General features: G+C 70.5%; 10 protein-coding genes and 1 pseudogene. 8 read left to right on the forward strand and 3 right to left on the reverse strand.

Annotation, left to right across the window (positions count from 1 at the left end; translation table 11 throughout):
• Positions 1-25 precede the first annotated feature (25 nt).
• The 8 genes from ACFP2V_RS16215 to ACFP2V_RS16250 all read left to right on the forward strand — a co-directional run bounded on the left by ACFP2V_RS16215 (position 26) and on the right by ACFP2V_RS16250 (position 8,472).
• Positions 26-130: a daptide-type RiPP gene (locus ACFP2V_RS16215; protein ID WP_381212034.1), complete on the forward strand. Its 105-nt coding sequence runs from the start codon at positions 26-28 to the stop codon at positions 128-130.
• Positions 131-310: 180 nt separating this feature from the next.
• On the forward strand, positions 311-1,957 hold the full coding sequence (gene mpaP / locus ACFP2V_RS16220; protein ID WP_381212008.1) for a daptide biosynthesis intramembrane metalloprotease: 1,647 nt from the start codon (positions 311-313) through the stop codon (positions 1,955-1,957).
• A gap of 13 nt (positions 1,958-1,970) precedes the next feature.
• Positions 1,971-4,487 (forward strand): class III lanthionine synthetase LanKC, encoded by a 2,517-nt coding sequence (lanKC, locus tag ACFP2V_RS16225; protein WP_381212011.1) that lies wholly within the window; start codon positions 1,971-1,973, stop codon positions 4,485-4,487.
• Positions 4,484-5,737: a YcaO-like family protein gene (locus ACFP2V_RS16230; protein WP_381212014.1), complete on the forward strand. Its 1,254-nt coding sequence runs from the start codon at positions 4,484-4,486 to the stop codon at positions 5,735-5,737. Before lanKC ends, ACFP2V_RS16230 begins: the two co-directional genes overlap by 4 nt.
• Positions 5,738-5,777: 40 nt before the next feature.
• Entirely contained in the window at positions 5,778-6,662 is an 885-nt protein-coding gene (locus ACFP2V_RS16235) for an ABC transporter ATP-binding protein (protein WP_381212017.1), read from the forward strand.
• Positions 6,659-7,942 carry an ABC transporter permease gene (locus ACFP2V_RS16240; protein ID WP_381212020.1) on the forward strand — a complete coding sequence of 428 codons (1,284 nt, stop codon included), beginning with the start codon at positions 6,659-6,661 and terminating at the stop codon, positions 7,940-7,942. The genes ACFP2V_RS16235 and ACFP2V_RS16240 overlap by 4 nt, the downstream gene beginning before the upstream one ends.
• A 29-nt stretch (positions 7,943-7,971) precedes the next feature.
• Positions 7,972-8,157, forward strand: a complete 186-nt coding sequence (locus ACFP2V_RS16245; protein ID WP_381212023.1) for a hypothetical protein — start codon at positions 7,972-7,974, stop codon at positions 8,155-8,157.
• A gap of 72 nt (positions 8,158-8,229) precedes the next feature.
• Entirely contained in the window at positions 8,230-8,472 is a 243-nt protein-coding gene (locus tag ACFP2V_RS16250; RefSeq protein WP_381212025.1) for a hypothetical protein, read from the forward strand.
• Positions 8,473-8,664: 192 nt separating this feature from the next.
• Here the strand turns inward: ACFP2V_RS16250 and ACFP2V_RS16255 are convergent.
• From ACFP2V_RS16255 to ACFP2V_RS16270, 3 genes and pseudogenes are all read right to left on the reverse strand, one after another.
• Positions 8,665-9,348 (reverse strand): annotated as a pseudogene (locus ACFP2V_RS16255) (helicase associated domain-containing protein); the annotation flags it as partial.
• A 684-nt stretch (positions 9,349-10,032) separates the two neighbouring features.
• Positions 10,033-10,398, reverse strand: a complete 366-nt coding sequence (locus ACFP2V_RS16260; protein WP_381212028.1) for a transglycosylase family protein — start codon at positions 10,396-10,398, stop codon at positions 10,033-10,035.
• 789 nt (positions 10,399-11,187) lie between these two features.
• Positions 11,188-12,585: an NAD(P)/FAD-dependent oxidoreductase gene (locus ACFP2V_RS16270; RefSeq protein ID WP_381212031.1), complete on the reverse strand. Its 1,398-nt coding sequence runs from the start codon at positions 12,583-12,585 to the stop codon at positions 11,188-11,190.
• Positions 12,586-12,727: the final 142 nt, after the last annotated feature.

Here is a 12,727-nt window from a genome sequence, read left to right on the forward strand (position 1 = left end):
GAACTTCGAGCTGGTCGAGGTCGAGATGCAGGAGCTGGAGTCCCTGGAGGCCCCCGGCTTCTGGACCGGCGTCTCCATCGGCGTGACCATCAGCGCCTCGGTCGTCGTCTCCCTCGCCTCCCTCACCTGAGAAGCGACCGGCGAGCGCACTGACGCGGCGGGAGACGGCGTGAGCGCCTGACCCTCCGCACCTCAGCACCCCTCCGGGTGATCCGAGGAATCTGCGGTGGTCCGGCCGGCCCCCCGGCCGCACCACCGCAAGGGTGTCGCACGCCCCCACCCCCGCCCGCCGTCCCGACAAGGAATCCCCGTGAGCGCTGTCACGACTTCCCCGCCCCCCACCTTCCCGGCACACACGATGCGTCCGCGCCTCGCCCCGAGCGCCGAGGTCCACTCGCCTGCCGACGGACAGGGCGAATGGGTCCTCCAGCACGGCCCCCGCTACGTGCGGATCACCCCGCACCTCGCCCAGCTCGTGCAGGAGTTCGACGGTGAGCGCGACCACGAGACCCTGGCCACCCGGCTCGGCGGTGGCTGGAATGCCGAACGCGTCAGCAACGCCGTCCTCCGGCTCGACGACATGCGTCTGCTCGACGACGGAAAGACCGCCGCACCCCCCGTGGCACCCCGCTTCGTGCTCGTCCCCCCGATGACCCTTCAGCTCACGCTGCTGCGCCCGGGGCGGACGATGCAGGCCCTGCGTCCCCTCTTCGCTCTTCTCTTCTCCCGGGGCGCGGTCGCCGTCGCGGGCCTGGGCATACTGCTCGGCATGGGTGCCATGGCCGCCCAGTGGGATGCCGTAAGAGCCACGCTGAACAGTCCTCTGTCCGCGGCCACCTTCGTCGGAGTGCTCGTCGCCCTGCTGATCGGCGTCTCCATCCACGAGCTGGGCCACGCCGCCGTCCTCATCCGCTACGGAGGCCGCCCTTCCCGCATCGGCGTCATGCTCTTCTACCTGATGCCGGCGTTCTTCTGCGACGTCTCGGACGCCTGGCGGCTGCCCAACCGGCGGCAGCGGGTCCACACCGCCCTCGCCGGCCCTGCTGTCCAGACCTCCCTGGCCGCCGCGTCCGCCCTGGCCGCCTGGCCGCTGGCCGACGGCGGCGCCAAGACCTGCCTGCTCTTCTTCGCCGTCTCCAGCTACGCGACGGCCCTGCTCAACCTGATGCCCTTCATCAAACTCGACGGCTACATCGCCCTCATGAGCCATGTGGACATCCCATACCTGCGCGACCGCTCGATGGCCGACGCCCGCCGCTGGATCGCCCGGCTGCTGTTCGGCGGTACCTACCAGCGCGAGCTGCCCACCCGATGGACCATCGTCTACGGGCTGGCCTGCCTCGCCTTCCCCCTCTACCTGCTCGGCACCGCGCTGAACACCTGGCTTGGCACCTTCCAGCGCGTCGGCTGGTTCGGGATCCTCCTGGCCGCCTGCGGGCTGTCCTACGCCGCGTGGATCGTGATCCGCGGTGCGCTGAGACTGTCCGCCGAAGTCGCGGAGGCCGGGGCGCGCCGAAGCCGCGTCGCGGCGGTCTGCGCCCTGCTCGCCGCCGCCGTCGCCACCGCCGCGCTGTTCGTGCCGGTCCGGGAGACCGTCGCCGCCGCCTACATCACCGATGCCTCCGGGACCACCCGGCTGGTCCTGCCCCAGGGCGACGCCGCCGAACTCGTACGGCCCGGCCAGCAGGTGACGCTGAGGACGAACGGCCTGATACTCAACGACCCCGTCGCCACCGCCCAGGTCGGTCAGGCCCCCGCCCAGTCCGTCCAGGTCTCCGTCTCCGCCTACTTCCCCCTCGACATGGGCGACACCGTGGGCCTGGACTCGGCCGCCTTCCCCCTGAACCTCGACCGCACCCCGGTACCGGCCGCCGGCACCGCCGAGGTGGAGGTGAGCCACGTACCGCTGTGGAAGTCGCTCCACCACACCTACGTGCTTCCCTTCTGGCCCTTCTGACCCTGGAGACACCGTGATCGACACCCGGTTCATGGACTTCTGCCGCGCCGACACCCTCTTCTACGACGCCCCCACCACCGAGTCCGCCGGTCAGGACTTCCGCGAGGGCCGGCCCCTGCCCGGGGGCTGGACCACCAACCGGGGCCGGGAGTGGACCGTTTGCGTCCCACCCGACTCCCGGATACCCGACCAGGGATGGAAGGTCCACGTCGCGGCCTCCCCCGGAAACGCCGCCGCCCTCCTCGACGCCGTCGTTCCCTACTGCCTCGAGCACTCGCTGATGTTCAAGTACATCTCCGACGCCCAGACCCTGGGCCGACGCGGCAGCAAGTACGGCGACCGCAGTGCCAGCGGAAAGTTCATCACGATCTACCCGGTCGACGAGGCCTGCCTGGAGCGGACCCTCAACGACCTGGAGGAACGGGTCGGAGGCACCCCTGCCCCCACGATCCTGAGCGACCTGCGCTGGCGCGAGGGCCCGCTCCACGTCCGCTACGGGGGTTTCGTGCTCAGGACCACCCGCCTGGAGGACGGCACCCTCACTCCCGCGATCACCACGCCGGACGGAAAGCTCGTCCCCGACGAGCGGCGCCCCGGCTTCCACACCCCCGCCTGGCTGACCATCCCCCCCTTCCTGGAGGAGGCGCTCGCCCAGCGGCGCGCCCGGACCCTGACGGGCTTCCCCTTCAAGGTCTACAAGGCCCTGCACTTCTCCAACGGCGGCGGTGTCTACCGTGCCGTCGACAAGCGCGACGGGACCGAGGTCCTCCTCAAGGAGGCCCGCCCGCTGGCCGGGCTCGACGCGGCGGGCGACGACGCCGTCACACGCCTCGAGCGCGAGCACTGGGCGCTCTCCAGACTCGCCGGCCTCGCTTCCGTCCCTGCCCTGCGCGACGTCCGCAAGGGCAACGAGCACTACTTCCTGGCCCGAGACTTCGTGGACGGCGCCCCGCTGACGGACCTCGTCTCGGACCGCCACCCGCACGGCCGTGCCGACGACTCCCCCCGCGCACGGGCGGAGTACACCGAGTGGGCGCTCCACATCCTCGACCAGATCGCCGCGGGCATGGCCGCCATGCACGAGCGGGGCGTCGTCTTCGGCGACCTCCACCCCGGGAACATCCTGGTCCGCCCCGACAACACCGTCGCCTTCATCGACCTGGAGACCGCCACCCCCGCCGAGGAGATGCGGCCGCAGGCCCTGGGCTCACTCGGCTTCCGGGCCCCCGACCACCTGCGTGGCGCGGCCGTGGACCTGTACGCCCTGGACGTGCTGCGGCTGACGATGTTCGTGCCCATGCCGCACGTCGTGCCGTGGGGCACGCAGAAGATCCGCACCCTCATCGAGGCCGCCGCCCACGAGTTCCCGCTGCCCGCGGCCTTCCTTGAGCAGGTGGAACGGGGCCTGAGCCCCGACGTCCTGGGTGCCGTGACCGAGTACGGCGCGGTGCTGCCGGCCGACGGGGCCCGTGACACGTCCCTCGCCTCGGCGATCGCCGAATCCATCATCGACGTCGCCACCCCCGAGCGGACCGACCGCCTCTACCCCGGCGACGCCATGCAGTTCATCCTCGCCGACGGCGGCGTCACCTTGTCCTTCGGCGCCGCCGGAGTGCTGTGGGCCCTGCACCGCGCCGGCGTCGAGGTGCCGGCCGCGCACACCGAGTGGCTGGTGCGCCGGGCGGAGACGGCCACCGGCGAGGGGCCGGGACTCTTCACCGGACTCGCGGGTATCGCCTTCACCCTGGCGGAACTCGGCTGCCCCGACGCCGCCGACACCAGCCTGGACCGCGCCTTCGCCACGGCCCAGGCCGACCCCGACGTGGGATCGGGTGTGGCCAACGGCCTGGCGGGACTCGGGCTGGGCGCGCTGTACCTGGGCGGCCGACGCGATGGTGACCGGCGCACCGAGCAGGCGGTGGCCCTGGCCGAGCGGATGACGCAGGCCTCGCACCCGAACCGCCTGGGACTCCTCAACGGCCACAGCGGACGCGCCCTGTTCCTGCTGCGTCTGTACGAGCGAACCGGTGAGAGCCACCTGCTGGAGCAGGCCACCGCCGAACTGCGGGGCGATCTGGACATTTTGGAGGACCCGCGCTTCGACAGCCGATTTCTCACCGCCGGGCTCGACGGCTCGGCCGGCATCCTCATGGCTCTGCGCGCCGCCCTGCGCCACCTGCCCGAGGACGAGCGGCTGCGGGCCGCGGCCGACCACATCCTGGCTGAGCGGCACGGCGGCTTCTCCACCACCTGCGGGCTGCTGCACGGCCGGGCCGGCGAGATGCTCGTCCTCGGCGACGGCGCGGCCGCGGCCGAACGGCGTGCTCTGGACGCCCATCTCGACGCCATCGGCTGGGAGGCGATCGCCGCCGAGCCCGGCCGGGTCGACTTCCTCGGCCACCACGGATACCGGCTCTCCACCGACCTGGGCACCGGATCGGCCGGCGTCCTGCTGGCCCTGACCGCCCTGCGCGACGGCCGCCCCGCACTGCCCTTCCTCGCCCCCGCGACCGGCGAGGTGCCGCAGTGATCGACATCCCGGCCACCCTGGCTCCCGCGGCGGGCGTCGCCCGGAACTACGCGGTCGTTCCGCCATGCGAGGGCAACCCGCTGTGGAGCAGCGGAGTCGAGCTCCAGCCTTCCGACGGCTTCACCGGCGCAGCCGATGCCCCGCTGTCCTCCCGTTACGCCGGAGCCAGCGGTACCACCCGTACCGACGCGCTGCTGCGTGGAGCGGGTGAGGCCGTCGAGCGGCGGGCCCTGCACCCCTCGCCGTCGCACCCCACCCGCTTCGGCACGGCGGACGAGCTCGGCGCGCCCACGCTGTCCGCCTGCCACCCGGGCCACGCCCTGGCCCACCCGGACGCGGAGACGGCCGCCCTGCACTGGTACGAGGCCCGCTCCCTGGAGACCGTAGCCCCCGTTCTCGTCCCGGCGGACCTCGTGGACTGGCCCGCCCGGTCCGCCCGCCTCTTCGACCCGAGCCCTTCGGGGGCAGCGTCCGGCACCACCCGGGACGCGGCGCTCGGCGCGGCCCTGATCGAAGTGGCCGAACGCGACGCCCTCACCGCTGCTTGGGGCCGACAGCTGCGGCTGCCGGCCTACCGCCCCTCGCCCCAGGACACCCTGCTGGCGCCGGTCTGGCGGCGGGCCGAGGAGCAAGGCCTCACCCCTGTCCTCGCCCGCATCCCCCTGGCCGTCCCCGGCCTGTGGTGCATGACCGCGCTGCTGATCGACCCCGACGGCACCGGCGCGCTCGCCACCGTGGGGATGAAGGCATCGGTCCGGCCGACCGAGGCCGCCGTCAAGGCATTCCAGGAGGCCTGGCAGGTACGGACAGCGCTGCAGACCCTGCTCGCCCGGGGCGAGAGCGCACACCCCGACCCCGTCGTGACGGAGCACGACCGGATGTGCCACATGCTCTCCCGGTCCGCCTACGACACGATCCGCGCCTGGGCCGACGGTTTTCAGGCCCCCGAGCCCCTTCCGGACCCTGCCGGGACGGCCGGACCGCTCGCGGCGCAGGACCTGGTGGAGGCCATGAACGCCGACGGCGCCGGACTCCTCGCCATCGATCTCACCCACCGGCTCACGCCCGCGGTGGCCGCCATGGGCTGGCACGCCGTCAAGGTGCTGGCCCCGGGCTACCAGAACCTCCGGATGGACGAGACCCACCATTGGAGCTGGCACCTGTCCCGCCTGGCCTCGGCGCCCGAGCGCACCGGCTGCCAGGCCCGGCTGGACGACCCCCGGCTCGCCGCTCCGCACCCCCTGCCCTGACCGCCCCCTGACCGAGCACATCGAAGCGAAGGAAGAAGCAATGCTGGAACTGGAAGAACTCGTCCGTGACTTCGGGAGCCACCGTGCCGTCGACCGGGTGTCCTTCCGGGTCCGCGAAGGCCGTCTGACCGGATTCGTCGGCGGCAACGGGGCGGGCAAGACCACCACCATGCGCATGATCATGGGTGTCCTCGCCCCCACCGGTGGCACCGTCCGGTGGCAGGGTGCCACTGCCACCGCAGCGGACCGGCGCGACTTCGGCTACATGCCCGAGGAACGCGGCCTCTACCCGAAGCAGACCGTGCACAGCCAGCTCGTCTACCTGGCCCGGCTGCGCGGCCAGGACGCCGCCGCAGCCCAGCGCGACGTCCTCGGCCTGCTCGACCGCCTGGGCCTGGCCGACAAGAGCCAAGCGCGACTGGAATCCCTGTCCCTGGGCAACCAGCAGCGCGTCCAGATCGCGGCCGCCCTTCTGGGCACCCCCCGGCTGCTCGTCCTCGACGAGCCCTTCTCCGGACTCGACCCCCACGCCGTCGACACGATGGCTGAACTGCTGCGGGAATACGCCGACGCCGGTGTGCCGGTCCTCTTCTCCTCACATCAGCTCGACCTCGTCGAACGCCTCTGCGACGACCTGGTCGTCATGGCCAAGGGCCAGGTCGTCGGCAAGGGCACCGCGGACGACCTGCGCCACCGCGACCGGCCCCGCTACCACCTGGTCACCGGTGCCCCTGCCGGCTGGGCCCGCGCCCTGCCCGGCGTGACCGCCGTCGAAGAACTCCCTGACGGCGCCCGGATCGAACTCGCTACCGACGCCGACCGTTCCCGTCTCCTCACCGAGGCCCTCGGCAGGGGCCCTGTCCACGCCTTCACCCCCCTCGTCCCCAGCATCGCCGACATCTACCGGGAGATGACCGCAGCATGAGCACCGCGACCTCGACCATCGAGCACCGGCCCGAACAGACGGCCTCCGTCGGCGGTGCCGAAGCTGCCTCCCGCCCCGTGGCCGGCGACGTTCCCGGCCACAAGGGCAAGAAGCCCACCGCCCCGTGGCGGGTCGTCACCGCCCGCGAGATCACGGTGAAACTCACCAACCGCGGCTTCCTGCTGTCCACCCTCGTCACCCTCGCCCTGATCGTCGGCGCGATCGGCCTGCAGCTCTACCTGGCCGACTCGATGGGGAAGATCTCTGTCGCGGTCGCCGACCCGGCCGCCGGCCGACTCACCGCCCAGGCCGAACAGCTCGCCGCCGGCTCGGACCAGGAGGTCGACATCACGGTGCGGAAGGAGTCGTCCCCCGAACAGGTCCGCGAAGCGGTGCGCTCCGGGAAGGTCGAGGCCGGCCTGCTGCTGGACAACGGGCATTGGGTCCTGCTCGGCGACACGGGGCACAACGACATCGCCGCCACCTGGATCGGCGCGGCCGTCCAGCAGAACGCCCTCGCCGACAACGCGCACGCGGCCGGCACCACCCTGGAAGCCCTGAGCAAGGACACCGCCCTGGACCGGCTCCTGCTCTCACCGGACAAGACTCCCGAAGGCGCCGTCCGGATGACCACCTACTTCTTCGGATTCCTCTTCTACCTCGCGGCCGTCCTTCTCGGCGCCGCCCTCGCCACCAGCGTCGTGGAGGAGAAGCAGAACCGCATCGTCGAGCTCATCGCCAGCTCCGTGTCCCTGCGTTCCCTGCTCATCGGCAAGATCACAGGATCCACCCTGCTCGCACTCGCCCAGATGACCCTCTTCAGCCTGGTCGGAATCGCAGGCCTGCTGTTCACCGGCGAGAAGGAGATCCTCGCCGACATCAGCTCAGGACTGGGCTGGTTCCTTCTCTTCTACGTGGTCGGCATCGCGGTCCTGGCCTGTCTGTTCGCCGCCGCCGGCGCACTCGCCACCCGCAGCGAGGACATCCAGTCGACCACCACACCCGTCAACGCGATCACCGCACTGGTGTTCATCGTCGGCATCGCCGTCTCCGGCAGCACCCGCGAGATCCTGTCCTTCATCCCCCTGACCTCCACGGTCACCATGCCCGCTCGCGTCCTCGCGGGAGAAGCCGCCTGGTGGGAACCGGTCCTCGCCCTCGGCATCTCCCTCGCCGCGGCCGCGGCCATCGTGACCGTCAGCGCCCGCGTCTACCGCCGTGCCCTGCTGCAGACCGACCGCAAGCTCTCCTTCCGTCAGGCCCTGAAGCTCGCAGACTGACCGCCACCCCGAATGGAAAGGAACCACCCATGTCCTCCTCCACCTCCACCCACCGCGCCTCCCTCACCGTCCTTCTGGCCGCCCTGGTCGGCAGCGAGGCCGCCCTGATGGCCAGCGACGCCGGCGACGGCGTCCGCTACGGAGTGGGCGCCGTTGTCGCCGTGGCGATCCTCTTCGTCGTCGCCCGCATCGCCAGGGCCAAGTCCTCCCACTGACCAGCACCCGCCCCCTGTTCTCCCCGGACCGGCCCCCGCAGCCGGTCCGGGGCTCCTCGAACTGGAGCACGCATGTCCCACATTCATCACGTGCGCCTTCACGGCCCTCCGGAAGCGCATCCCGAAACCGCCGCCATCCGCTTCATCGCCCTGCTACCGGCCACCTGGCACGCCACGGTCGCCGAGTGCCAGGGCACCACCGCCCGCCTCCGGATCACCACCCCGCCGGCCACCACACCCGCCGAGACGAACCGCACGGTCGCCGCCGTCCTCGCCGAGCCCGCCTTCCGGCACTGGCGCTTCACCGTCCAGTAACTGGGGTGCAGCACGCACCAGCCTCCGACGAATGATCCGAGCAGAAAACAGGAGCCGTTGAACGACCGGTCATACCCGCTGCCTCGCTGCCATCCTGCCGGTGGCGTTTCCTCGACCTGCCCCAGTGCGGGCCGAGTTGAACCCGTGCTGCGGGCGCTGGTGTGGCCGGTCAGCACACCGGCCGGGATGATGTCATGTCCATCGGATGCCGAGTTCGGTGAGTGCGGCGCGCTGGTCGGGGGTGAGTTTGTCGCGGCGGGTCTTGGTGTTGGAGACCCATACGCCCAGCTTGACGACCATCGGCTCGGTCTCGCCGTCGACCGCGATCTGTTCGCTGTGGCCGCGCGGCACCGGCCGATGGGCGCCTTCCCGTTCCACCCACTGCGCGAAGGCTGCAAGTCCGCGTTGGAACGCCTGCTGCGCCTTGCTGGTGCCTTTCGCCGTACGCCCGGCTGCCGGGGCCGGAGACGGCATCTGAAGCGGCTTGATGCCCAGCCGAGTCAGCCGTTCCTGCTGCTCGCTCGACAGCAGCTTCCAGGTGCCCGGCTGCTCCTGCCGTTCCAACCATCGTCCGAGGTCGTCGCCGTCCATCAGCACGCCGGGTGCGATGTCGGGCAGGTGGCCGTCGGCGTCGACCAGATCTGCGAGGACGCGGTGGTGGCGTTGCCAGTCCAGCGGCCAGGGGCAGTTCCAGTCGGGGTCGATCGCGGCCAGCTGCTGCGCGCGTACCGACGCCCGCTCGGGGTCTTTGCCGAGGCCGCCCTTGCGGCGGAGGTTGGCCAGGTGCTGCCCGATCGGCACGGGCCGGCCGCCGGCGGGGTCGTCCCAGACGGCGTCTTGGCGGGGTGCGAGGTGTCCGGTGGCCCGCCGGTACGTGCTACTCCTCACCTCGGTGTCACTATGACTTCTCATTTCGATGTCATGTGTAGCCGCAGGCCGTAGCGTCACTTGCGTGACACCTGTTGAGAACCTCAAGTGACATTGAGTGAGAATGCCCAGCGCGCTGAACTGAGAAGGTCATAGGGAATCACTTCTGATCTGTAGCTGTCTTCCGTCATTCCTGCCGTGGCTATGCGGGTGGGGAGGACTGCTTCGGTATCGAACATCACCGTCACATCGCTCGACAGGCCCTCATACGTGGGGGAGTGCCCGTGCGAGTAAGAGAGTTAGCGGGTGGCGGTTGATCGGGTTCCCACCCGTGTGGGAGCCCGATCACGCTAGCGCTGCCCGCTTGAGTGTGGAGCGATAGACCCCCACGCGTGTGGGGAGCACAAGCCGGACATCTCATCCGACCAGTCGGAGAAGGGTAGACCCCCACGCGTGTGGGGAGCACAGCACGGCCCGTCTTCCGTGGGTGGTGTTCGGGGGTAGACCCCTACGCGTGTGGGGAGCACCAGCCGGAGGTGGTCGATGCGGTCGAGGAGGCGGGTAGACCCCCACGCGTGTGGGGAGCACCGGACGAGGCCACACCAACCTGGCGAGGGACCTACTAGGTCATAAGCGGCAATCCGTCCACGCTAAACGCCCTCTTAGCTCCGTCAACGGGAGGGGGCGGGTCGCTCAGGCGCAGGACCAGGCCGACATCCCCTGGAGACGGGCCAGGCGTTCGGCCACGGCGATCTGTTCCTTACGGGTGGCCAGGTCCGCGCGCGGGGCGTACTGGAGCCCGCCGGCCGCGGTCCAGCTCGACTGCGTGAACTGCAAACCGCCGTAGTGGCCGTTTCCGGTGTTCGCCTGCCAGTTGCCACTGGATTCGCATGCGGCGATAGCGTCCCAGTCGGGCCCCGAGGTGATCGAGGGGGAGGCCGCCGCTTGGGTGGGCGTGCCTAGGGCAGCCGCGGTGGCCAAAATCATCAGGACGGTGCGGATCCGGCTGCCGTGAGCCCTGCGCCCGCTGCCCGCATGAGGGTTTCGTCTGCTAGTCATAGGGAGACTGTTACTCCACGCCACGGGGGAATGGCAGGTCGGTTGCCGTTTCCTTGGGCCGGACGGGCAATACTGTGCCCGTCCGGCTGCTCGGAGTGCATCCAATGCATCCGCGCCGATTGACTTCAGTCGAGGGCGTGTGGGCCGGGTGGCACAATGAGGCCCTCCGGCCGCAGGGCAGGTGACCAGGCGTCAACCCACCGACTCGCTTCCTGCGGCGAGGTCGGGTCTGTCAAAAGAGCGGCTTTGTCTCACATGCGGTGGTGCCGATAAGTAGTTGCCGTAGCTGGCAATAACACTCCCAGACCAGCACGGGTGACGCGACCGCCGACACCGTGCCTGTCCCATTCGATGGCGCGTCTGTGACTGCTCTCCTTGAAGCTCGGCCCAGGCACATCAGTGATGACACCCTGTCACCAACGCATGTGAGACAGAGCCGAACATTTTACAGTCTCCGAAGCTCGCGGGGAGAACGTAGATGCCGGGAACCTTCGTCTCCCGGATGAGGGGGATGGGGTCGAGGGCGTCGAGGACGACCATCGCCTGAGTCAGGTCGTTGGGGCCGGGCGCGCGGATTCGGAAGCCCGTGGTCGCGTTGCACTGCGGGTCGCCGTCAAGGACGAGGACGCGGCGGCCGGACTCGGCGAGCAGGGGAGGGACGATAGTCAGACCGTCGCCCTGTTTCGGGCAGCGAACCCGTATCGGTACAGGGCATGGCGCCTGGTAAGGCCCCGTACGTCACTCGTACGGGGCTCGGGTGGTTGCCCAATTGGGCAAGAATGATCTTGGTCAGGCTGTGGCTGCCTGGCGTTCCTCGTCAGTTATGGGCGGGCCGACGAGAGGCTGCTTTCGGGGGCCGAACAGCATCGGGTGGAGCATGTCGGGGGAGAACAGGCGAGTCGCCGGCTTCTCCAGGCTCATGACGTCCAGGAGAGCAGCCATGGCCCGGGGGTTGCTGGCGCCGGTCTCAACGGCCCGGTCGACGAACCGGGCGAGGAAGCGTTCCACGGCCTTGGGCGGGGTATCGGTGGCCCCGGGATAGAGGGCGTCTTGGCCGACTGCCAGGTCCCAGGCGGCGGCGACCGGCCGGGCCGCGGCACGCTGGAGGGTGCGGGCGGTACCGGGCGCGGTGAGCAGCTGCTTGCGGAGCAGGTCCCGGACGGCGAGCGCGCACTGGGCGGCGACGGTGAGACCGTGCCCATAGACGGGGTTGTACCCGGCAATGGCGTCGCCGAGGACGACGAATCCGTCCGGCCAGGTGGACATCTTCTCGTAATAGCGGCGCCTGTTGGCGGTGCTTCGGGTGGTGGCGACGTCGCTGAGCGGTTCGGCGTCCTTGAGCAGTTCCCCGATGATCGGGTCGCCGAGGCCGAGGGCGAAGGGCACGAATGCTTCGGGGTCGGCGGTGGGTTCGCCGCCGCGGGTGCCGGACAGGGTGACCATCCACCGGTCGCCTTCGACGGGCAGGATGATGCCGCCCTGGCCGGGGGCCTTAGCGGGGTTTGCCTGGACATTGATGAGCGGGAAGCTGCCCGCGGTGCCGTCGGGGGCCCGGTAGATGCGGGTGGCGTAGGCGACGCCGGCGTTGACCTCGCGTTCGGTGACTTCGGGCAGGCCGAGGTCGGTGAGCCATCGAGGGGCGTGGGAGCCGCGGCCGGAGGCGTCGACGAGGAGATCGGCGGTCAGGGTGAGTTCGTCGTCGCCGGTCCGGATGCGGACGCCGGTGATGCGGCCGGTGTCGCCCTCGAGGCCGAGGACGGTGGTGTCCTGGCGGACGGTCACGTGCTTGAGGGCCAGGACGTGGCTGCGCAGGACGGAGTCGAGCAGGTCACGGGAACTCACCAGGTTGCGGTGGTGGCCGCTGGTGAACCGGCGGAACCACACTTCGTTGGGGGCGCGGGAGACCATCTCACCCATGATGTGGACCAGGCGTCCGCCCTTGGCGACGGCGTCGTCGACGACGCCGGGCACCAGGTCGTTGAAAGCGATCACGCCGCCGCTCCACACGAGGTGAGCGTGCCGGGCTTGGGGGACACCGCGGCGCGGCTCGGGCCCGTTGGGGAGGGTGTCCCGCTCCACGATGGTGACGTCCGCGTGGTCGGCGAGTGCGGCCGCGGCGAAGAGGCCGGCGGCGCTCGCGCCGATCACGAGAGCGGTGGGCCGCTGTCGGGTGGCTATGTCAGGCATGTGCGGTCACGCTCTCTGTGCTGTTCATCCGGTGGCGGATGCGGTCAAGGGTGCGGGGCCGGTACAGGGCCCGCGCGATGGTGTCAAGAAGGGAATCGTAGGACGTCGATAGATGGCAAAGAGGCTGCGAACAGGCCCATCA

The sequence above is a fragment of the Streptomyces incanus genome (genome assembly GCF_042656345.1).
Classification (GTDB): Bacteria; Actinomycetota; Actinomycetes; order Streptomycetales; family Streptomycetaceae; genus Streptomyces; species Streptomyces incanus.